Source organism: Pseudomonas sp. R2-7-07, from assembly GCF_003852355.1.
GTDB lineage: Bacteria > Pseudomonadota > Gammaproteobacteria > Pseudomonadales > Pseudomonadaceae > Aquipseudomonas.
The window spans coordinates 1,690,140-1,709,916 of the sequence record NZ_CP027759.1; the positions used below are offsets into that span (position 1 = coordinate 1,690,140).

Below are 19,777 nucleotides of genomic sequence, written 5' to 3' on the forward strand. Positions count from 1 at the left end.
TATGTCGTTTACTCCGAAGCACCTCGAAGCCATCGAGCGCGCCATCGCACGCGGTGAAAAGACCGTGCGCTACAGCGACCGTACGGTGGAATACCGCTCCATCGACGAACTGCTCAAGGCCCGCGACGAGATCCGCACGTCGCTGACCAACGCCGCCGGGCCGCGCTCACGCGTGGTTCGGCTCATGCATGGAGGCAAGGGACTCTAATGGCACGACACTATCCGACGCTAACCCGTAATGGATTCTTGCTGCCGTCGAACATCAAGGCCAGTTACGAAGGCGCGGGTGAGGGTCGACGCTCGGCCAGTTGGGAAGCCACCGACAACGGCATCAACAGCATCAACACCCCGGCCCTGCGTAACCTGCGGGCGCGTTCACGAGCGGCGGTGCGCAATGACCCGTACGCCTTCAATGTCATCGACAAGCGCGTCAGCAACCTGATCGGCACTGGCATCACGCCCAGACCGACCACGGATGACGCGGAACTGCGCAAACTCCAGCAGCAATTGTGGGACGACTGGGTTGACGAAGCGGACGCCGATGAACTGACCGACTTCTACGGCATGCAGGCCCTGGTGGCGCGCACGGTTGAAACGGCCGGTGAGTGCTTTGTGCGGTTGCGTCCGCGCAGCCTCAGTGAGGGGTTAGCCGTGCCGCTACAACTGCAGGCGCTGGCACCTGAGTTTGTCCCCCATGACAAGTTCGAGACGGCCAAAAACGGCAACGTTATCCGCGCCGGGATCGAGTTCAATCCGGCCGGCAAGCGTGTGGCGTACTGGATGTACTTGTCGCACCCACGCGATTCGTCGTCGCTTAACGTCGGTTACAACCAGCTGGTGCGCGTGCCGGCGACGCAGGTGCTGCATATCTTCGAACCGATGGAGCCAGGGCAACTGCGCGGTGTACCACGCTTGGCCCCGGTGTTGAAACGCTTGCGAAGTCTGGACAACTACGACGACGCGGTGCTGTTTCGCCAGGAGGTGGCGAACCTGTTTGCCGGCTTCATCAAGCGTCCTGCACCTGAGGCCGGGCCGCAAGCGCGCAACCCGATGACGGGGGAGCTGCTGGTCACCGACCGAGACGGCTTCACGCCGATGGTCGCCCTAGAGCCCGGCACCATGCAGGAACTGGGGCCAGGTGAAGAGGTGGAGTTCTCCAAGCCACCGGACGCCGGCAACAACTACCCGGACTTCATGCGGCAGCAGCTGATGGCTGCGGCGGCGGGCTCGGGCACCCCGTACGAGATCCTTACCGGCGATATGCGCGAGGTCAACGACCGGGCGCTGCGGGTGGTGCTCAACGAGTTCCGGCGGCGCCTGGAGCAGCTGCAATTCGGCGTGTATGTGCATCAACTGTGTCGCCCTGTGCGTGCCGCCTGGATGGACATGGCGGTGCTGTCCGGCGCTCTGGCGCTGGAGGACTACGCGCAACGTCGGCGCGAATACCTGCGCACACGCTGGGTGCCACAAGGCTGGGCCTACATTCAGCCGGTGCAGGACGTCCAGGCGCGGCGGATGGAAGTGCAGGCGGGCTTCGGTTCGCGCAGCGAGATGTGTCTGCGCAACGGCTACGACGCGGAAACCATCGACGCGGAAAACGCGGCCGACCTCGCCAGGTCCACGGAACTGGGCCTCAACTACACCACGCTTGATGCCATCGAGCCGATTGATGACAAGGAACAACCATGAGTAAAAAAGCGATCCCGCGCATTTATGACAAGGCTGGCAAGCAGGTCAAAGTCGCGGATAAAAGTTGGTACACCTTCCAGGCCAGCGGTGAAGCCGAGCAACAGACCATTGAGGTCTTTGTATACGGCGAGATCGGCACCTGGGGTGTCAGCGCTAATCAGTTTGTTCAGGACCTGCGGGCTATGGATGACGGCGCTTCTCCGGTCGTTGTGGCGTTCAACAGCATCGGCGGCGACCTGTTCGACGGCCTGGCTATTCACAACGCGCTGTCGCGCTTGGGCGAACGCTGTACCGGGCGCATTGACGCGTTGGCGGCCAGCGCGGCCAGTGTTGCCGTGTGTGGCGCTCACCGGGTGGTCATCGCGGCCAATGCCATGCTGATGATCCACAACCCCTACACTTTTACCGGCGGTGATGCCGAGGACTTCCGGCGTGTCGCCGACGTTCTGGACCAGACGCTGGAAGCGATTATTGCGGCCTACAAGTCCAAAGCGCCGGACATCGATGAGGCCGAGCTGCGGCGCATGGTCAACGCGGAAACCTGGCTCACGGCCAACGAAGCAGTGGCCCTGGGCTTGGCCGATGAAGTGGGGGACGGACTGAAGGTGAAAGCCTGTCTCGGTCAGGGCAGCGTGTTGCAGCGCTTCCAGAATGCCCCGGCTGAATTGCTGGCCCAGTTGGACGAAGAGCCCGAAGTCGAACCGGCTGATCCCGTAAACCTTCCGGATCCAGTACCCGTATTAGACGCTGCCGGATTGGCGTTGATGGTCACCAAGGGGTGTGCGGCGGCAGGCATCAGCAACTTGGTGGACCCGATACTCGCTTCGACGAAGCTGGAAAGCGAAGCGGTAGTCACTGCGGCGCTGACCAAGGCGAAAGCGCTGCACGGCTTGTGCGTCGCAGCACGATTGCCGGAACTGACCGGTGAGTTCCTGGCCGCTGGCCTGGATGAAGCAGCTGTCAGGGCGCGCCTGTTCGACAAGCTGGTCAGCAGCGGCGGCGGTTTTGAAATCAACAACAGTCTGCCGCTGGACAATGACCCGGCACCCACTATCAAGGCCAAACAGGTCGACAGTCATTCAATCTGGGCAAGCCGGCAGGCGGCGCAGAACGGAACCTCGAAAGGAGTAAGAGCATGAAAATCGAATCGATGCACGCAGGCGAGTTCCTGCTGTCTGAAGGCCCAGGCACTATTTCACGCGAAGCAATCAACGTCGCCGCCGGGCCGGCGTTGGAGCCGGGCCAGATCCTTGGGCTGGTGACTGCTACGGGCGAGTTTGCACCCTATAAGCCGACAGCTGAGGACGGCTCTGAAAACGCCATGGCGATCCTCTACGGTCCGCTGGGGCAGTCTGATGTGGTACGTCGCGGCCGCGCCATCGTGCGTCAGGCCGAAGTCAGCGAAGTCCATTTGACCGGCCTCGACCCCGCAGCCGAAAAGGCCCTGGCCGCCCATTTCGTGATCGTCCGTTAAGACGCTCACCTCATTTATCCATCCCGCCGAGTGCGGGATTTTTCGTTTCTGGAGAGTACCCCATGGCCGATATCGCAATTTTTGAAGACGATGCATTCAGCGTCTCCTCGCTGACCGCTGCAATCAATGAGCAGGAATACCTGCCGGGCCGCATCAGCAGCCTTGGCCTTTTCCGCGAAGAGGGCATCAGCACGCTGACCGTGCAGATCGAGAAAGACGGCGACACCCTGGCCCTGGTGCCATCGGGTGAACGTGGTACTTCTGGTCTGGTGGTCGGTGCGACTAAGCGTCAGTTGATTCCGTTCAACACCGTGCACCTGCCTGAACGCTTCACCATCAAGGCCGATGAGATCCAAGGCATTCGCGCCTTCGGTACCCGCAGCGAACTGCAGGCCGTGCAGGATGTAGTCAACAAGCGTCTGGCAAAGGCCCGACGACAGCTGGACGCCACCCACGAATTTCAGCGCATGGGTGCGTTGAACGGGCAGGTGCTGGACGCCGATGGCAAGACAGTCCTGTTGGATATTTATAAATCCTTCGGCGTGAATCGCCAGAAGCTGCCGATGGGCTTGAACAGTCCAGATACCGAGCTGCGGGTCAAATGCGGCGAAGCGCTGGACATGCAGGAAGAAGCCCTCGGCAGCGTCACCAGCAGCGGCTCCCGCGCTTTGTGCGGCAAGAATTTCTGGAACAAGCTGATCGTCCACAAGTCGGTCAAGGAGACCTACCTCAACACGATGCAGGCCGCGTCTCTGCGTGGCGATGCCCGTGAAGCCTTCGAGTTCGGCGGGATCGTCTGGGAGCGTTATCGCGGCAAGGTTGCCGGTGTTGCGTTCGTCCACGACGACAGGGCGCTGCTGGTCCCCGAGGGTGTCCCTGATCTGTATATCTCGTCCTTCGCACCGGCCGACTATATGGAAACGGTCAACACCCAAGGCATCCCGTACTACAGCAAGATCGAGCCGCTGCCTTTCAACAAGGGGGTCGCCGGCGAAGCCCAGTCCAACCCGCTGCACCTGTGCACGCGGCCTCGCGCGCAGATCCTGCTGGAGATGTGATCGTGGCCTTCCGCGATCTGATCGACGACATCGACGAAGTGGTCTTCGAAACACTGGGCGATAGCGCACGGATCGAGGGCCGCGAAGAGCCCGTGCTTGGTATGTTTGCCGCGCCCTGGTTGCAGCCGAAGCTCGGCAAGCTCAACACCGGCTTGCGTGAGCCTAGGTTTGAGATCCGAGTCAGCGATTCGGAAGGCTTGAAACGAGGGCTACTGGTTAGCGTCGACTTGCCCGCCCTGGACGGCGGCGGCGATTACGACCTGCTGCAGCTGGAGCCGAGCGGCGACGGTCTGGTCGCCTTGATCCTGAGGTTGCGACCATGAGCATCGGTAGCTACGTCAAACCCTCGGCCGGCGGCGGGATGATCTCGATCCAGTCGTCAGCTGCAGATCTCCAGGCGTTTCAGGACTTCGCCAAGTTGGTGCCCAAGGCAGCTGCTGCGGCTCACCGACGCGCGATCAACAAGACGTTGGGCTGGTTGCGCACGCACATTGCCCGTGCAGTCAGCAGGCAGGAGCGCATTGCTGTCGCGGCAGTGCGTCAGCGGTTGCGCAGCTATCCGGTGTCAGGCGGGGCATCGAGCGGCAAGCTGTGGTTCGGCTTGAATGCCATCGAGTCCAGCCGGATTGGCCGGGCGCGGCAAACTGGCAGCGGGGTGTCGGTTGCGGGGCGGCGCTATCAAGGCGCGTTTCTCAAGAAGGTCTACGGCAACAAGCCAGACATTTGGATTCGCACTGCGAGCAAGCACTTCAATGCTGATGATTATCCAGACAGCACGGTGTCACCTGGTCGCGGTGCAAGTTCTGGATGGGTCGCGGAGCATGGCAATCGTTTCCCGTTAGCCAAGGCCAAAGTGTCTCTGGAGCAGGCCCGTCCGCATTTTGAGACCTGGGTGCAAAAGGCGGATGAACGCTTGCTGGAGATCCTGAAGCAAGAACTCAACTTCGAACTACAGAAATACTTGAAGAGGATCGGGTAATGGCTGACGAACCTTTTAGCCTGGACCAGCTTTACCGGGCGGTCGAGCAACACCTGGTGAGCCATCTGCCAGGGGTTCAGACGGTAAGTGCCTGGCCGGACATTCAGGATCGCATCGTTTTACCGGCGGTATTTCTGGAGCTGGCCGAGATCGAGCCCGGTACCGATATCGGCACGGGTGAAACCTCATTGGTGTGTAAGTTCGAGGCACGTATCGTCGTTGACCCGATCTATCCTCTGCATCAGCAACAGGCGGTGCAGCTGGCTACCCAACTTGCGGTCCTACTCCGGGCTCAGACTTGGGGGTTGGAAGTCGAGCCGGCAGAGTTCGTTCAGGCACTACAGGACTGGACCCAGCCAGTGTTGGATGGTTACACCGTTTGGCTGGTGGAATGGACGCAGCAGGTGTACCTCGGCCCTGAAGAGTGGCCTTGGCCCGATCAGCCGCCCGGCATGCTGTTGTTTGGTTTTAACAACGACGTCAAAGAGGACTTTGTTCCAGCGGAGGACTTGTGAGCGGCTATGTTGCTGCCCAGCACGACCGCATGCTTGCGGGGGTGGTCAAGGATTGCTTTGTGGTGGCGGTCGATCTGGCTGCCTCCCCGCCGATGTGTCGGGTTTCGGATGGCGAATGGACCAGCGCCTGGGTGCGTTGGCACAGCATCGCCGCCGGCAAGGCCAGGCATTGGAGGGCTCCGTCTCTGGGCGAGCAGGGGACACTGGTCAGTGCCAGCGGTGACGTGTCACAGGGTACGTTCATTCCGGGATTGTATGGCAACGCGGGTCCGCCACCGGATAACCGGGATCATGTGGAAGTGTGGCGGTTTGATGATGGCGGCTCGCTGATTTATGACTGGCAGGCCAAGAGCTACAGCATCACCCTGCCGAGCGGTACGGTGACCATCAAAGTCGCCAGTACAGAGGTGGTCGTGACGGACAGCGCCGTGAACGTGACCACCGGCAACATCAATCTGAAAGCAGCCGTGATGATCGACGGCGCGTTACACGTCACGAAAGGCATTACCAGTGCCGGTGCGATTATCGACACTGGTGGCAACAGCAATCACCACACGCATTAATCTCAACTCATTACAGCCCGCCCATCGCGGGTTTTTTTATGCCTGGAGAAAACATGGCCAAGTTAGAAAGCCCTGTGACCGAGGAGCCTGCAGTCGTTGCGCCAGTGCCAGATCGGCAGCTGACCTTCGGCGATAAAGTATTCACGTCACGCACACTTATCGTTCCCGGAACTGATCGCACTTTGTCGGTCGAGAAAGGCGTAGTAAAGGTTCAGTCATCCGATGCCCAAGCCGTCAGCTTGCTGAAGGCCAACGCCGAGTTCGACTTGCTGAAGGAGTGATTTAGATGATCGGAATGGATCGCCACACCGGCCAACCCATTTCCGGCATCGCCCACTTGCGGCAATCGGTACCAGACATCTTGGGCACGCCGTTGGGTAGCCGGCGGCATCGGATGGCTTACGGCAGCAAGCTACGGCGATTTGTTGACCTGCCCGTCACCGAAGGCTGGAAAAGCGCCGTACAGGCGGAAGTCGCCCGCGCACTGGGGCGCTGGGAACCGCGTTTGAAGCTGGATCAAGTGCGCGTTATTTCCGTTATCAGCGGGCAAATTAACCTGAAGATCGTCGGGCAGTACCTGGGCGACAGCGTCACGCTGGAGGTGGCTGTATGAGTATTGTGGACCTGTCGTCGTTGCCGGCGCCGACCGTGTTGGAGCCGCTGGACTTCGAAGAGGTTTTTCAGGAGGGGCTGGGGGTCTTTCGCGGATACATGGGGGGCAACTGGACTGCTGCGCTGGAGAGCGATCCGGTGCTTAAGGTGCTGGAGGTTGGCGCTTACATCAAGGTCGGCAACCGCGCCCGAGTCAATGACGCCGGCAAAGCGGTATTGCTGGCGCACGCCATACGGGGTGACCTTGATCACCTGGGGGCCAACGTCAACCTCAAACGCCTGGTCATTCAAGCCGAGGATCTGCTGGCCTTTCCGCCGGTTCCAGAAGTCAAAGAAGACGACGATGCGTTCCGAGAGCGCATCCAGCTGGCCTATGAGGGACTGACAACGGCCGGCCCGCGTAACAGCTACATCCTGCATGCACGTAACGCCTCGGGGCTGGTGGCGGATGCCACGGCCGAAAGCCCTGCGCCTTGTTACGTGACGGTAACGGTGCTGGGATTGGACGGGGAGGGGGAGGCTTCACCTGAGCTGCTCGCCACGGTGGCAACTGCGCTGAATGACGACGATGTGCGGCCGGTGGGGGATAGGGTGACGGTTCAGAGCGCCCAGGTGATCCGCTACCAAATCAAGGCGATCCTGCACATGACCAGCGCGGGCCCAGAAGCTGATGCCAGTTTAGCCGAGGCGAAAAGTCGATTGGCGGCGTGGATCAATCCGCGCAAACGGCTTGGCGTTGAAGTGGCACGTTCCGGTGTAGACGCTCAGTTACACGTTGCCGGCGTTTCTCGGGTTGAGCTGGTCGGCTGGCAGGACTTGGCCCCGACCAAAGCTCAGGCGGCGTACTGTACGGGCTACACCGTGACGCTGGCGGCTTGATATGAAAAGTCTATTGCCGATCAACAGCACGCAACTTGAGCGGGCCATGGAGGCTACGTTTTTCGAGAAAACGATTGTCCCGCTTCGCGACCTCTACAACGCTGATACCTGCCCGGTGCATTTGCTGCCGCATCTGGCATGGGCATGGTCGGTGGATCGCTGGGATTACCGATGGACCGAGGCGACCAAACGCGCCGCCATCAAGGCTTCTTATTACATACATGCCCACAAGGGCACCATCGGCGCGTTACGCCGTGTGGTAGAGCCTCTAGGCTACCTGATCGAGATTATCGAATGGTTCAACATGAGGCCCGAAGGGACTCCAGGCACCTTTGCATTAAAGGTCGGCGTGTTGGACACCGGTATCACTGAGGAAATGTATCAGGAGCTGGAGCGGCTGATTGATGACGCCAAACCCGTCAGCCGTCACCTGACTGGTCTTGCGATTAGCCTGGAATCCACCGGGGCTATAAACATTTTCGCAAGCATATCTGACGGAGAAGTTATTGATGTTTATCCGCCGGTACTTAGTGACATCGAGGTGACAGGTTTTATCGGAAGCGGGATTCGAGAGTGTTCCATAGATGAAATAGAAGTTTACCCTCCTGCGCCTGAACCTATCTCGGTTGACTGCTATGTCGGGGTGCCTGGCCGCGAATATTCCATAGACCATTTGGACGTATACACATGATTGATGCTAATTCGAAGTTTTTCGCGTTATTGACGGCGGTTGGCGAGGCAAAGCAAGTTAAGTCTGATGCAGGGCTGCTAACTTGGAAGCTGACCCATATGGCTGTTGGGGACGCAAACGGTACTGACCCTATCCCTGATCGCTCACAGAAAACACTGATTAATGAGCGCCGCCGGGCTCCATTGAATAGCCTGGAGCCTCATCCGACTAACCCTGGGATCCTAGTAGCCGAGCAGATTATTCCAGCGGATGAAGGTGGGTTCTGGATTCGCGAATTGGGGCTTTTCGATTCTGACGGAGATTTGGTTGCCGTAGCCAATTGCGCGCCAAGTTACAAGTCGCTGCTAGCCCAAGGGTCTGGTAAGACACAAGTTATACGGATGAACTTTGTGGTTTCAAGTTCGACGAACGTTGTGTTGTTGATAGATCCGGCTGTTGTAAACGCTACTCGAAAGTATGTTGACGACTCGGTAGCGAATGCGGTCAACAGACTTGATTTTAAACATTCGGCATTAGTTGCAACCACGGGCCCAGTGGTCCTGGCGGGCGTTCAAGCTATCGACGGTTTCGCGGTGCCAGCGGGTTCGCGGGTGCTGGTTAAAGATCAAGTTCAGGCAAAGGACAACGGGCTGTACCTGGTCAGCGCTGATTCGTGGGTGCGCACGGTTGATGCGGACACCAGCGATAAGGTTACGCCTGGTTTGCTTGTCACAGTCGAGCGGGGTACAGCCAACGCTGACACTATCTGGCAACTGATCTCCGATGGTCCGATAGTTCTTGGAACTACACCTCTGGCCTTTCAATGGTCTGCGGGGCAAAACGTTCCAACGCCGCCCGTTGATGACAGGTCTAAACGTAGCGCCAATACCGAGTCGGTACGAGCTCAGATCGAAAGCCCCAAGCAGGTATTTCCTGTGCACGTCTTCCGAAAAAACCGGTTGATCAATGGCGCCTTCCAGATTTGGCAGCGAGGCAAGTCCGGCGTCGTCGGAAAAGCCAATGGTGACCCAGAAAGCACGTTCGGCCCGGACCGCTGGATGATCTACAGCCCCAAAAACGCCACCTGCAATTGGAGCCAGCTGCCGCTCGAGCAGGATGCCAATATCAACGAGGCAAAGTTTGCTCTGAGACTTTCGCGCCAGGGTGAAGGCCAGGGCTGGAACCTCAGTCAGCGTATCGAGAACGTCGAAACACTGGCCGGCGGGAAGGTCACCGTCTCGTTTTATATGAAAACCAGCGTTCCACATACGTGTGCGGTGATTCTTCGCCAGAACTTCGGGGTGAACTCAACCGAGCCGAACGTCGATGTGGGCACCTCAGTGGAGTTGACGACGGTATACAAAAAATACGTAGTGACCCTCGACCTGGGCGGCGTAGTGAACAAGAACAAGGGTGTTGCGAACGACTTCCTGGAAGTCATCTTTGCCAGTTGGGGAACGGGTGCCCACTACACGGACATTACCAACGTTCAGGTCGAGTCCGGCAGCGTGGCGACGCCATACGATTACAGGACGCACCAGGAGGAGTACCGCGCATGCTTGCGCTACTTTGAAAAGTCTTTCCTGCAGGATCACCCCCTGAAATCCAACAACGGTCCGTCGACCTGTATTGCCACCTTCACGCAATCCGCAGCAGCACAGGCCTCACAGTCAGCCTTGCGTATGGACTTCCGGGAAGTGAAACGCGTTGTTCCTACGTTGAAATTGTTTTCACCTGGTGATAACTCGTCGGAGATCTGGGCACAGTCCTCCGCCAAACCCTGCACCTCCACGAATATCCAGAGCTTATGGGCAACAGGCTTTGCGCTTTCATGCCTGCCGCCGGCTGGGTCCATTCCTGGCTACACACTGCAAATTGAGTGGACCGCCGAAGCGGAACTCTGAGGTGATGACTATGGATACAACTGAGTACAGATTCACTCCAGCCGGCGTCCGGCGGATGAGTGACCGCGTGTTCATCCCGGAAGATATGGGCAACAAAGACTGGGTAACTTACTTGGAGTGGGTCGCCGATGGCGGCCAAACCTTGCCAGAGAAGACCGTTGAAGAAACGGCGAATGAAGAACGGCGCTGGCGAGACCTGGAACTTCAAGGTGTCGCATGGCTGCGTGAGCGTCATCGTGATGAGGTTGAGTTAGGCAGTGCGACTTCATTGACCTCGGATGAGTATGGTGAGCTGCTGGCGTATATGCAGCTGCTGCGCGACTGGCCTCAATCAACGAAGTTTCCAGTTCAGAAATACCGACCCAAGAAACCTAGCTGGATCGCGCTACAAACCCAATAACGCCCCGCACTGTCGGGGCGTTTTGTATTCCGCGACACGTAACAAAAACACCCACCCGGCCTCGCTTATGCGGGGCTTTTTCGTTTCTGGAGCATTCGCTTTATGAGTTTCTTTCACGGCGTTACTACGACTGATATCAAGACAGGTGCGCGTACTATTTCCTTGCCCTCGTCTTCCATTGTCGGACTTTGCGACACCTTCACCCCAGGCGTCCTCGGCGGCGGTACCGCCAAGGCCGGCGAGCTAAAGTTGATCACCACCGAGCGCGAGGCTATTGCTGCCTTCGGCGCTGACTCGGCTATCACCAGGGCTTGTAAAGCGATCTACGCGAAGGCCAAGGCGGTGATCGTTGCCATCGGCGTGCCGAAGCTCGAAGACGCGGCGCTGCAAACCTCGGCGATCATTGGCGGCGTTCTGGCCTCGGGTCAGCGTACCGGGCTACAAGCCTTACTCGATGGCAAAAGCCTGTACAACGCGCAGCCGCGGCTGTTGATTGCGCCGGGTCACACGGCCACTCAGGCGGTCGCTACCGCGCTTGATAGCCTGGCGCAGAAGCTGCGGGCAATCGGCATTCTTGATGGCCCTGGCACCACGGATGAGGCGGCGATGCTTTATGCCGATAACTTTGGCAGTCGCAACCTGTTCATGGTCGATCCGGGCGTTCAGTACTGGGACACCGAGTCCAGCAAGACAGTTGATGCGCCGGCCTCGGCCTGGGCGGCGGGCCTGTTCGCCTGGACCGACGCTGAATACGGCTTCTGGGCCTCGCCGTCTAACAAAGAGTTTACCGGTCTCACTGGTACAACCCGAGCTGTCGAGTACCTGGACGGCGATGAGACGTGCCGGGCCAACCTGCTGAACAACGCCAATATCGCGACGATCATTCGTGACGACGGCTATCGCTTGTGGGGTAACCGCACGCTGTCGAGCGATCCGAAGTGGGCGTTTGTCACGCGCGTTCGCACACTGTTCATCCTTATGGATGCTGTGCAGGCCGGCCATAAATGGGCTGTTGACCGCTCGATCACCAAGACCTACGTCAAGGACGTTACGGATGGGCTGGATGCGTTCATGCGCGACCTCAAAGCCCAGGGCGCGATTATCAATTTTGAGGTGTTCCCGGACACCGAGCTGAACACTGCCAGCCAGATCGCCCAGGGCAAAGTTTATTGGCGCATCCGCTTCACCGACGTGCCGCCGGCAGAAAACCCGAATTTCCTTTTCGAAGTCACCGATCAGTGGATGACCGAAGTTCTTGAAGCAGCCTAAGGGGCCTAGTCAATGATTCCTCAAACCTTGTTTAACACGAACCTGTTTGTCGACGGCGTGAACTTCGCTGGCGACGTGCCGAGCCTTACGCTGCCCAAGCTGACCACCAAGACTGACGAGTATCGCGCTGGTGGCATGGCCGGTGCAATTGAGATGGACCAAGGCCTTGAAAAAATGGAGGCGTCCTTTGTTACCAAGGGCGTGCGCCGTGAGTCGTTGAAGTACTTCGGTCTGGCCGATGGCACCGCTTTCAATGCGACGTTCCGGGGTGCCTTCAAAGGGCAGAAGGGGGCGGTCACGGCCGTTGTCGCTACCCTGCGCGGTCGCCTCAAAGAGCTCGATCTGGGGGACTGGAAAGCCGGTGACCCTGCTGAGATCAAGCACGCCGTGGCAGTCGCTTATTACAAGCTCGAAATCGACGGACGCCTCATGTACGAAATCGACATGGTCGCTGGTGTTCAGGTGATCGATGGCAAAGACCAACTCCTTGAAGTGCGCACCGCACTCGGCCTCTAAGGGAATAGATCCAAATGAATAAAGCAACGTCTAAAGCAGTACCGGCTTGGCTATCACTCACTGCGCTTGCAGCCGTCGTAACGCTCACGCGACCTAGCAATGCCAACGGCGTGCTGGTCGAAACATTGACCTTGCGGGCTCCGGTAGTACGGGAAGTGCGGGCAGCCGACCGCGCCTCTAACGGCGACGATGAACAGCGTGAGCTGATGTTGTTTGCGGGTTTGGCAGAGGTGGGTGTTAAGGATCTTGAAGGCCTGAAGCTGGCGGACTACCGCCGTGTTCAAGCCGCTTATTCGCACCTGGTGCCTGAAACCGACTATTCGGAATCGATGCCGTCGTGGCTGTCGGTTAACACTGATCGGGCCCAGGTCACCCTTACCTGCCCGAGCGTAATCAATGGGGTATCGGTTGATACCTTGGCCCTGCGCTCCCCGACAGTGGGCGATGTGCGTGCGGCTAATCGTGACGCGGGCGGGGACGACGAACAGCGGGAGCTGATTTTGTTTGCCTCGCTTGCTGGTGCGCCTGTCGCGGATCTGGAGGGCCTGAAGCTGGTGGATTTTAACCGCCTGCAGGCCGGCTATTTTCGTCTGGACCAAGACGACGGGGTTTAACCCTCACGTCATAAAAATGGCCGCGAAACGTCTGGCGGCGGAAACAGGATTTTCCGCTGCTGAGATTTTGTCGATGCCGTTTGCAGAAATGGTGTGGTGGCTCACGGACTGAGCCGCCTTCGATAAGGCTATCCAAATGAGGGCCGCGACATGGCAAACAAAATTGCCCTCGGGCTGGTGATCGGCGGCGCCGTCAGTTCGACAGTCGGTGCTGCGTTTAAAGATGTAACGGGGCGCATCAAGCGTCTTGAGGCGGAGGGCAACAAGGCGCGTGTCCTGCAGCGCACTATCGGTGACACCATTCGCCTGCGCGACGAGTGGAAGAAAGCCCACGACAGTGGATCAGAGGGCGCGTCCAAGTTGTTGGGCCGGTTGAACTCCAACCTCGATAGTTTGAAAAAACAGGGAATTGAGGTCGGCCGACTGGAGAAAGCCTATCGCTCTATGGGGCAGACAGCCATCAAGGCGGAGCTCAAAGCAAAAGGGCATCAGCAGATCGATGCTGGAAAGACTGGCATGAAAAGCGCGGTTGGAGCCGCTGTCGTCGGTGTCGGCATGCTGGCTGTTCCGACCAAGGTCAGTGCGGATTTTGGGGCCATTGTTCGTGATATCGCTATCAAGGCCGGCATTGCCAACAAACCGCAAGAACAAGAGATGTCGCGAAAGATCATTGATACGTCGCGCGACACGGGCATGGCGCGTAACGATGTGGCCGATGTGGTTAACCAATTGGTTGGCGCCGGCATGGACTTGAGCAAGGCCCTGGAATATGCGCCAGTCGCGGCCAAGTTCGTCGTGGGGCAAGGGTCGAGCGGTGTTGATACAGCAAAGATGATCAACGCGCTGGGGCAGAATGCCAAGATTACAGACCCTAGGCAGATGCAGCAGGCCCTAGAAGCGATTGCCTACCAAGGGCAGGCAGGTAGCTTTGAAGCGGCCGACATGGCTAAGTGGTTTCCTGAGCTGCTGGCGAACATGGGCAGCCTCGGCATTACCGGCATGGATGCGGTTACACAGTTGGGTGCCATGCTGCAAGTGCAGATGAAATCTGCCGGCGGCGCCGATGAAGCGGCAAACAATCTCAAGAACTGGATGGGCAAAATCGGCTCCGGCGACACCGTCAAGGCGTATGCAAAAGCTGGTATTGACTACAAAGGGTCGATGCAGTCCGGTTTACAAAACGGTATGTCCACCCTTGAAACCAGTATGTCACTGGCGCAGAAATATATTCAGGCCACGGATCCAAAGCGCGCGGCGGCGATGGCTGAGGCGACGGCCAAGATCAGCAAGGAGTCGGACCCGGAGAAAGCCAAGGCCATGATGGCCTCGCTGGAAGAGTCACTGCGCACCGGTGACCTGTTCGCTGACATGCAGGTAAAGGCTGCGCTGTCTGCCTATATGCAGAACAAGGCGCTGTACAGCCAGCTTAAAAATGATTCGCGGGATGCAACGGGCATTCTCGACAAGAACCTCAGCGAGCGACGTGAGGCGTCGTCGCAGAAGTGGGCCGAAATGGCCCAGTCGATGGATGACGCCATGCGCAGCGTTGGGGACGCCCTGCGCCCGGTCACAGACACCGTGGCGGAAGGACTGACCAAAGTCACCAGGGGTATTACCTCGCTGTCTGACAGCGCACCAGGTGTGGTGACGGGCATCGCGGCGGTCGGTGGAGGGCTTGTCGCGCTCAAGGGGCTGCTCAGTTCGTTCAAAATCGCTAAAGGTTTGCTCAACGTCGCGCGGGGATCGTTGGGTGGCAAATCCGGCGAAGTGCAAAAGGTCTTTGTGACCAACTCCAAGGATGGCGCTGGGGCCGTCGGAAAGGGCGGCGAAGCTAAAGGCAAGACCGGCAAGGCCCTGTCGTTAGTTGAGACTGGGCTCAAGGCAGTAGCCGCTCTCAAGGGTGAATCGACTGATGGGGAGGGAAAGGATGAGAACAAGACCGGCAAGTTAGACATCGTCGCGACTGGCCTCAAAGTCGTTTCGCTAGCTAAAGAAGCGGTATCTGACGATGACGGCGCGAGAGGTGAAGATGCTGCGGCGATTGGCGACGGCGTCCAAAAGGTCTTCGTCGTTAACTTGAGTGCAATGGGGGGGCCTGCTGGGGGGCCAGGTGAAGGCCGCCGGCGTGGTCGCGGTTCAAGACGTAATATCCCGCGACGTCGGCCGACCTCGCTGCGTGCTCGGGTGCCGGCGCCGCGTCCGCCTGTACCACGGCCAGCCACACCGGCTCCGCGTCCGCCGCTGCCACGGCCTGCAGCACCGGTCCCGCGTTCGCCGGTGCCACGGCCTGCAGCACCTGTCCCACGTCCGCCGCTGCCACGGCCTGCAGCACCGGTCCCGCGTTCGCCGGTACCACGGCCTGCCGCACCGGTCCCGCGTCAGCCGTTGCCACGGCCTGCAGCACCGGTTCCGCGTCCGCCGCTGCCACGGCCTGCAGCACTGGTTCCGCGTCCGCCGCTGCCACGGCCTGCAACACTGGCTCCACGTTCACCGGTACCACTGCCTGCAGCGCCGGTCCCGCGTCCGCCTATCCCGCCAGTTTCTATTCCAAGCGGGGCGATAGCGAAACTGGGCGGGGTTGTGCAAGCGGTCGGTAAGATCGGAAAAGCCGCCAAGGCAATACCTGGTGGCTCGCTCATCGAGGCCGGCGCCATGGCCTTTGACACCTACGAAAATGCTAAGACCAAGGACGAAAAGGCCGAAGGTTATGGCGCTGCCGCTGGCAATCTTGCGGGCACTATGGCCGGTGCAGCTGCAGGGGCAGCTATTGGCTCGGTGGTGCCTATCATCGGCACCGCTATTGGTGGGCTGGTAGGTGCTTACTTAGGCAGCATGGGTGGTTCGGCGCTGGGCGGTGCTGCAGGTAAGTCGTGGTTCGGAGGGGAGGACGAAAAGCCCGCGCCGCCGGTTACGCCTTTGTTGATGGCGCCTCGACCGGGCCCAGCCATTCCAAGCTTGGCCGCCATGGGCAAGTCATTCAACCGGGCGGACGGTTCGGGTGCATTGCTGATGGCGACTGCACCGCAAGCGCCGGTCCTGGGTGATGTCGCGCGCTCTCTAGCCGTGTCAGCGCCGACCAAGCCAGCGGCTGTAGCGATCCAGCCCAAAGAGCCGGAAAAGCCTGTCCCGGCCAAAGTGGATCAGCAGTTTCAGTACTCGCTGAACATGCCGGTTACGGTGCAAGGGGATGTGAAAGATCCGCAACGCTTGGCGCAAGACCTCATGCCGCATATGCGGTTAATGATGGCTGATGCGGCGAAGCAAAACGCCGCGAAGCTGTACGACGAACCGCACCTGTAAGGAGGGCCTATGGCTTATATGGAACAGATGCAGTCGGGCTTCAAGTACCTGGTTGAAGCCGGGGAGGCTGGTAGGCGTAGTGCTGAGGGCATGCTTGGGCCCGTCAACGGTGCAATAAGGGAGATAACGGGTGCAGCGGCCGAGCTGGAAAATATCCCGTTCGTGGGGCCTGCTGTCGGTGCCAAGCTCCAGCGGGTGATGCGCGGCGTGGATGCTGCACAGGCCAAGGCCGGCCAGGTGCTGGCAGTGTACAGTCGTGCGACACGGGGCGCCGCCGAAGTGCAGGAGCGAATGGGGGCGCTGAAGGAGCAGGCGGGAAAAGCTGCGACGGCGATCAACAAGGTCGCCGGAAAGGTCAATCCGTCGTTGGCAAACATCGTGCCCACCAGCGCATTTGCCGTGGATGCCACACCGGCGCCGGAAGCGGTGAAGCCATTTCCGCACCTGCTGATCATTCAGCCCAGGGATCCTAAAATTCAGCCGTACTACTTCAACTTGGATACAGCGGCCTTCGACGAATTGACTCGCTCGACTGAATTCCGCTGGGCTTCACAGGAGCGACTATCCCGGCGCCCGGCGCAGCAGGCCGTGGGCATGGGCGATGAAAAGCTCACACTAAAGGGTACGATTTATCCAGGTTTCAAAGGGGGGCTCAAGCAGCTTGACACATTGCGCACCATCGGCGGTCGGCTACAGCCGCTGACGCTGACCACCGGCTATGGAGAGGTGATCGGCACCTGGTGCCTGAAGACCATCAACGAGGAACAGGGCGCGCTGCTGCACGGCGGTATTCCGCGTAAACAAGTATTCACTCTGGAGTTCACGCGCTATGGCGACGACATGCAGAACGTCTGACGGGGACATGCTCGATGTCATTTGCAATAACGTGTATGGGCACTTGAACGGCAGCGTCGAGGCCGTGCTGGATGCCAATCAGGGCCTGGCAGACGAGCCCCAGCCTTTCCGCGCTGGTGTGGTGATCGTGCTACCGGATCTGCCAGTCCCGACTGAGGAAGGGATTAGCTTGTGGGACTGACTCCGTGCGGCCCGTTGCGTTAAGCGTAAGAAAACTCTGTATTCAGCCCGCCCTGTGCGGGTTTTTCTTTGGAAAAAAAACCATGACCCCCACTTTTCGTATCGTTGCCGACGGTGCCGATATTACATCCAAGATCAATGATCGATTGTTGTTGCTTAGGACTTCTGACAAGCCGGGTATGGAGTCCGACGAGTTTGAATTGCGTATCGATGACCGTGACGGCCAGGTGCAGTTGCCCCGGCGCGGTAGCTCAATCGAGATTCACCTGGGCTATGCCGAAACGTCTTTGATGCGCTTAGGGCTTTACGCGGTCGACACGGTCGAGGTTTCCGGCCCGCCGGACACGATTGTGATCAAGGGTAAAGCCAGCGATATGCGCGGCAGTGGTAAGACTATCCGCAGCGGAAGCTGGGAGGATGCGCCGTTGTCGAAGATCGTGGCCGACATCGCGGCTCGGAATGGCTGGCAGGCAGGCTGTCCGGTGGCGACGAAGGTCGCTCGTGTGGATCAGCTCAACGAGTCCGATTTTAATTTCATCACGCGTCTGGCTAAGCAATACGACTGCACGGCCAAGGTCGCGGATGGCAAGCTGTTGGTGATGCCGCGCCAGGGAGGGCAGACAGCCAGCGGCAAAACGTTCGGTGCGATCACGTTGACCCGCAGCGATCTCAGTCGCTGGCAGTTCAGTTTAGGGGATCGCAATTCGCACAAGGCCGTTGCGACTAAGCATCAGAACAAAAAGGACGGCAAATTGGCGGTGGTCACCATCGACAACGATGATGCGCCGGACGGCTTGCCGGCGGTGCACACGGATCGGCACATCTATCCGAACAAGACCGCTGCTGAGTCAGCAGCCAAAGCACGGTTAGCGGCATTCAATCGCTCGACCGCCGACGTGCGTTTCGAGATGCCAGGCCGGACTGACATTTTTGCCGAGCGCCTGATCAACGCCCAGGGCTTCAAGGTCGGGCTGGATGGCGAATACCTGGCGGATTCGGTGGAGCAGGTGTTTACCCAATCTGGCTGGTCGACCACGGTCGAGTGCAATGCCGGCAAGCAAGGCAAATCCAAGGGTAAGAAAGAAACGAAGCCGCTTAAGGTCGTGAGCGTCGAGAAGCTGTAATGCAAGCCACCGCCGCCTATGTGCGGTATTTTTTTGTCCGGAGTTTTTATGACCATCACTGAACAACAGCTACAAAGCATCATGCCAAACGCCCGCCTCCAAGCGGGCGTTTTTGTATCTGCCCTGAACGCGGCAATGGCGCATCGGCAGATCAATACACCGAAACGCCAGGCTGCTTTCCTGGCGCAGCTTGGTCACGAGTCCGGTCAACTGCAGTACGTCCGCGAACTGGGCGGGGATCAATACCTGAGTAAATACGATACCGGCACTCTGGCTGCCAAGCTTGGTAATACCCCAGCTGCAGATGGTGATGGTCAACGCTATCGTGGCCGAGGGTTGATCCAGGTAACCGGGCACGATAACTACCTGCGCTGCAGTCTGGCACTGTTCGGCGATGAGCGATTGTTGCGCACCCCCGAGCTGCTCGAGCAGCCGCAATGGGCGGCAGAGTCGGCGGCGTGGTTCTGGTCTGTAAACGGGCTGAATGCGCTCGCGGATCAGGACCAGTTCAACACCATCACTCGCCGGATCAACGGCGGCCTTAATGGCCTGGAGGATCGACTGCAGTTGTGGGCCAGGGCGAGGGCGGTGTTATGCGTCTCTTCGATCTGATCCCCGCGCAGTTCCGTATCGCCGCTATCAGCTTGCTGTTAGTGGTGGTGGTCGCAGGATCTGCAGCATTGGCCTGGACTGCTCAGGACTGGCGTTATGGCAGCGTGCTGGAGCGGCAAGCCCGCCTGCAGGCGGACACCCTCAACGAAATATCCCAAGCGTCTGCTGCTCTGCAGCGTACCGAGCAGGACAAGCGCCGTGCCCTGGAGCTCCGCCTGCAGAACAAAGACGAAACCCACTACAAGGAATTGACCGATGAGCAAATCAAGCAGGCTCGTCTGCGTGATCGCCTGGCTACTGCTGATCTGCGGCTGTCAGTCGTACTCTCCGCCACCGAAACCACCGACAGCTGTTCAGTGCCAACCACCACCGCCACCGGCCGCGTGGTTCATGGCCCCACAAGAGCCCAACTTGACCCAGCGCATGCTCAACGAATTATCGGAATCACCGATGCCGGCGACCGAGGATTGATCGCCCTGCGGGCCTGTCAGGCTTACGCAAAAGAAGTTTCTACACCGAAATAAAAGGAGCGGCCGGGTAGAATGCGTCAACATCCAACCCGGC

The 19,777-nt window shown here is 59.2% G+C and carries 24 protein-coding genes and 1 pseudogene; all 25 read left to right on the forward strand.

From position 1 onward, the window contains the following. Position 1: 1 nt before the first annotated feature. On the forward strand, positions 2–208 hold the full coding sequence (locus C4J86_RS07665; RefSeq protein ID WP_056783432.1) for a phage head-tail joining protein: 207 nt from the start codon (positions 2–4) through the stop codon (positions 206–208). Continuing rightward, positions 208–1,689 carry a phage portal protein gene (locus C4J86_RS07670; protein WP_124369979.1) on the forward strand — a complete coding sequence of 494 codons (1,482 nt, stop codon included), beginning with the start codon at positions 208–210 and terminating at the stop codon, positions 1,687–1,689. The genes C4J86_RS07665 and C4J86_RS07670 overlap by 1 nt, the downstream gene beginning before the upstream one ends. Further along, complete coding sequence (locus C4J86_RS07675) at positions 1,686–2,828, forward strand: head maturation protease, ClpP-related (RefSeq protein ID WP_124369980.1); 1,143 nt, start codon at positions 1,686–1,688, stop codon at positions 2,826–2,828. Before C4J86_RS07670 ends, C4J86_RS07675 begins: the two co-directional genes overlap by 4 nt. Further along, positions 2,825–3,163 (forward strand): head decoration protein, encoded by a 339-nt coding sequence (locus C4J86_RS07680; RefSeq protein ID WP_122736813.1) that lies wholly within the window; start codon positions 2,825–2,827, stop codon positions 3,161–3,163. The genes C4J86_RS07675 and C4J86_RS07680 overlap by 4 nt, the downstream gene beginning before the upstream one ends. A gap of 62 nt (positions 3,164–3,225) precedes the next feature. After that, entirely contained in the window at positions 3,226–4,221 is a 996-nt protein-coding gene (locus tag C4J86_RS07685) for a major capsid protein (protein WP_124369981.1), read from the forward strand. Positions 4,222–4,223: 2 nt separating this feature from the next. Beyond that, entirely contained in the window at positions 4,224–4,544 is a 321-nt protein-coding gene (locus C4J86_RS07690) for a hypothetical protein (protein WP_124369982.1), read from the forward strand. Then, complete coding sequence (locus tag C4J86_RS07695; RefSeq protein WP_056783416.1) at positions 4,541–5,200, forward strand: hypothetical protein; 660 nt, start codon at positions 4,541–4,543, stop codon at positions 5,198–5,200. The genes C4J86_RS07690 and C4J86_RS07695 overlap by 4 nt, the downstream gene beginning before the upstream one ends. Continuing rightward, on the forward strand, positions 5,200–5,715 hold the full coding sequence (locus tag C4J86_RS07700; RefSeq protein WP_124369983.1) for a hypothetical protein: 516 nt from the start codon (positions 5,200–5,202) through the stop codon (positions 5,713–5,715). Before C4J86_RS07695 ends, C4J86_RS07700 begins: the two co-directional genes overlap by 1 nt. A gap of 29 nt (positions 5,716–5,744) precedes the next feature. Further along, positions 5,745–6,278 carry a phage baseplate assembly protein V gene (locus C4J86_RS07705; protein WP_124372400.1) on the forward strand — a complete coding sequence of 178 codons (534 nt, stop codon included), beginning with the start codon at positions 5,745–5,747 and terminating at the stop codon, positions 6,276–6,278. Between the two features lie 53 nt (positions 6,279–6,331). Further along, positions 6,332–6,559 carry a hypothetical protein gene (locus C4J86_RS07710; protein WP_124369984.1) on the forward strand — a complete coding sequence of 76 codons (228 nt, stop codon included), beginning with the start codon at positions 6,332–6,334 and terminating at the stop codon, positions 6,557–6,559. A gap of 5 nt (positions 6,560–6,564) precedes the next feature. Then, complete coding sequence (locus C4J86_RS07715) at positions 6,565–6,891, forward strand: GPW/gp25 family protein (protein ID WP_078820567.1); 327 nt, start codon at positions 6,565–6,567, stop codon at positions 6,889–6,891. Beyond that, positions 6,888–7,769 (forward strand): baseplate J/gp47 family protein, encoded by an 882-nt coding sequence (locus tag C4J86_RS07720; protein WP_046071194.1) that lies wholly within the window; start codon positions 6,888–6,890, stop codon positions 7,767–7,769. The genes C4J86_RS07715 and C4J86_RS07720 overlap by 4 nt, the downstream gene beginning before the upstream one ends. Position 7,770: 1 nt before the next feature. After that, positions 7,771–8,460 (forward strand): phage tail protein I, encoded by a 690-nt coding sequence (locus tag C4J86_RS07725; protein ID WP_124369985.1) that lies wholly within the window; start codon positions 7,771–7,773, stop codon positions 8,458–8,460. Next, positions 8,457–10,343 carry a phage tail protein gene (locus C4J86_RS07730; RefSeq protein ID WP_124369986.1) on the forward strand — a complete coding sequence of 629 codons (1,887 nt, stop codon included), beginning with the start codon at positions 8,457–8,459 and terminating at the stop codon, positions 10,341–10,343. The genes C4J86_RS07725 and C4J86_RS07730 overlap by 4 nt, the downstream gene beginning before the upstream one ends. A gap of 55 nt (positions 10,344–10,398) precedes the next feature. After that, positions 10,399–10,743, forward strand: a complete 345-nt coding sequence (locus C4J86_RS07735) for a phage tail assembly chaperone (RefSeq protein WP_256657780.1) — start codon at positions 10,399–10,401, stop codon at positions 10,741–10,743. A 102-nt stretch (positions 10,744–10,845) separates the two neighbouring features. Then, positions 10,846–12,012 carry a phage tail sheath family protein gene (locus tag C4J86_RS07740; RefSeq protein WP_046071197.1) on the forward strand — a complete coding sequence of 389 codons (1,167 nt, stop codon included), beginning with the start codon at positions 10,846–10,848 and terminating at the stop codon, positions 12,010–12,012. Between the two features lie 12 nt (positions 12,013–12,024). Beyond that, a complete protein-coding gene (locus tag C4J86_RS07745; RefSeq protein ID WP_056783396.1) occupies positions 12,025–12,528 on the forward strand; it encodes a phage major tail tube protein in 504 nt (167 codons plus the stop codon). Between the two features lie 14 nt (positions 12,529–12,542). Continuing rightward, positions 12,543–12,818 (forward strand): annotated as a pseudogene (locus C4J86_RS27325) (phage tail assembly protein); the annotation flags it as partial. A 39-nt stretch (positions 12,819–12,857) separates the two neighbouring features. Beyond that, positions 12,858–13,142, forward strand: a complete 285-nt coding sequence (locus C4J86_RS27330; protein WP_059397108.1) for a phage tail assembly protein — start codon at positions 12,858–12,860, stop codon at positions 13,140–13,142. A gap of 150 nt (positions 13,143–13,292) precedes the next feature. After that, a complete protein-coding gene (locus C4J86_RS07755; RefSeq protein WP_124369988.1) occupies positions 13,293–16,442 on the forward strand; it encodes a phage tail tape measure protein in 3,150 nt (1,049 codons plus the stop codon). 9 nt (positions 16,443–16,451) lie between these two features. Further along, complete coding sequence (locus C4J86_RS07760) at positions 16,452–17,297, forward strand: phage tail protein (RefSeq protein WP_124369989.1); 846 nt, start codon at positions 16,452–16,454, stop codon at positions 17,295–17,297. Next, positions 17,272–17,478, forward strand: a complete 207-nt coding sequence (locus C4J86_RS07765) for a tail protein X (RefSeq protein WP_059397059.1) — start codon at positions 17,272–17,274, stop codon at positions 17,476–17,478. The genes C4J86_RS07760 and C4J86_RS07765 overlap by 26 nt, the downstream gene beginning before the upstream one ends. Before the next feature lie 82 nt (positions 17,479–17,560). Continuing rightward, on the forward strand, positions 17,561–18,601 hold the full coding sequence (locus C4J86_RS07770) for a phage late control D family protein (protein ID WP_124369990.1): 1,041 nt from the start codon (positions 17,561–17,563) through the stop codon (positions 18,599–18,601). 48 nt (positions 18,602–18,649) lie between these two features. Then, positions 18,650–19,213: a glycoside hydrolase family 19 protein gene (locus C4J86_RS07775; protein ID WP_124369991.1), complete on the forward strand. Its 564-nt coding sequence runs from the start codon at positions 18,650–18,652 to the stop codon at positions 19,211–19,213. Continuing rightward, on the forward strand, positions 19,195–19,737 hold the full coding sequence (locus tag C4J86_RS07780; RefSeq protein ID WP_124369992.1) for a lysis system i-spanin subunit Rz: 543 nt from the start codon (positions 19,195–19,197) through the stop codon (positions 19,735–19,737). The genes C4J86_RS07775 and C4J86_RS07780 overlap by 19 nt, the downstream gene beginning before the upstream one ends. Positions 19,738–19,777 lie beyond the last annotated feature (40 nt).

What these genes read in the sequence shown, in the direction of transcription:
- C4J86_RS07665 (WP_056783432.1), top strand. Translation starts at nt 2, where the DNA reads ATGTCGTTTACTCCGAAGCACCTCGAAGCCATCGAGCGCGCCATCGCA.
- C4J86_RS07765 (WP_059397059.1), top strand. Translation starts at nt 17,272, where the DNA reads ATGGCGACGACATGCAGAACGTCTGACGGGGACATGCTCGATGTCATT.
- C4J86_RS07735 (WP_256657780.1), top strand. Translation starts at nt 10,399, where the DNA reads ATGAGTGACCGCGTGTTCATCCCGGAAGATATGGGCAACAAAGACTGG.
- C4J86_RS07760 (WP_124369989.1), top strand. Translation starts at nt 16,452, where the DNA reads ATGGCTTATATGGAACAGATGCAGTCGGGCTTCAAGTACCTGGTTGAA.
- C4J86_RS07685 (WP_124369981.1), top strand. Translation starts at nt 3,226, where the DNA reads ATGGCCGATATCGCAATTTTTGAAGACGATGCATTCAGCGTCTCCTCG.
- C4J86_RS27330 (WP_059397108.1), top strand. Translation starts at nt 12,858, where the DNA reads ATGCCGTCGTGGCTGTCGGTTAACACTGATCGGGCCCAGGTCACCCTT.
- C4J86_RS07755 (WP_124369988.1), top strand. Translation starts at nt 13,293, where the DNA reads ATGGCAAACAAAATTGCCCTCGGGCTGGTGATCGGCGGCGCCGTCAGT.
- C4J86_RS07775 (WP_124369991.1), top strand. Translation starts at nt 18,650, where the DNA reads ATGACCATCACTGAACAACAGCTACAAAGCATCATGCCAAACGCCCGC.
- C4J86_RS07700 (WP_124369983.1), top strand. Translation starts at nt 5,200, where the DNA reads ATGGCTGACGAACCTTTTAGCCTGGACCAGCTTTACCGGGCGGTCGAG.
- C4J86_RS07730 (WP_124369986.1), top strand. Translation starts at nt 8,457, where the DNA reads ATGATTGATGCTAATTCGAAGTTTTTCGCGTTATTGACGGCGGTTGGC.
- C4J86_RS07715 (WP_078820567.1), top strand. Translation starts at nt 6,565, where the DNA reads ATGATCGGAATGGATCGCCACACCGGCCAACCCATTTCCGGCATCGCC.
- C4J86_RS07770 (WP_124369990.1), top strand. Translation starts at nt 17,561, where the DNA reads ATGACCCCCACTTTTCGTATCGTTGCCGACGGTGCCGATATTACATCC.
- C4J86_RS07680 (WP_122736813.1), top strand. Translation starts at nt 2,825, where the DNA reads ATGAAAATCGAATCGATGCACGCAGGCGAGTTCCTGCTGTCTGAAGGC.
- C4J86_RS07705 (WP_124372400.1), top strand. Translation starts at nt 5,745, where the DNA reads ATGCTTGCGGGGGTGGTCAAGGATTGCTTTGTGGTGGCGGTCGATCTG.
- C4J86_RS07745 (WP_056783396.1), top strand. Translation starts at nt 12,025, where the DNA reads ATGATTCCTCAAACCTTGTTTAACACGAACCTGTTTGTCGACGGCGTG.
- C4J86_RS07740 (WP_046071197.1), top strand. Translation starts at nt 10,846, where the DNA reads ATGAGTTTCTTTCACGGCGTTACTACGACTGATATCAAGACAGGTGCG.
- C4J86_RS07780 (WP_124369992.1), top strand. Translation starts at nt 19,195, where the DNA reads ATGCGTCTCTTCGATCTGATCCCCGCGCAGTTCCGTATCGCCGCTATC.
- C4J86_RS07710 (WP_124369984.1), top strand. Translation starts at nt 6,332, where the DNA reads ATGGCCAAGTTAGAAAGCCCTGTGACCGAGGAGCCTGCAGTCGTTGCG.
- C4J86_RS07720 (WP_046071194.1), top strand. Translation starts at nt 6,888, where the DNA reads ATGAGTATTGTGGACCTGTCGTCGTTGCCGGCGCCGACCGTGTTGGAG.
- C4J86_RS07725 (WP_124369985.1), top strand. Translation starts at nt 7,771, where the DNA reads ATGAAAAGTCTATTGCCGATCAACAGCACGCAACTTGAGCGGGCCATG.
- C4J86_RS07670 (WP_124369979.1), top strand. Translation starts at nt 208, where the DNA reads ATGGCACGACACTATCCGACGCTAACCCGTAATGGATTCTTGCTGCCG.
- C4J86_RS07695 (WP_056783416.1), top strand. Translation starts at nt 4,541, where the DNA reads ATGAGCATCGGTAGCTACGTCAAACCCTCGGCCGGCGGCGGGATGATC.
- C4J86_RS07675 (WP_124369980.1), top strand. Translation starts at nt 1,686, where the DNA reads ATGAGTAAAAAAGCGATCCCGCGCATTTATGACAAGGCTGGCAAGCAG.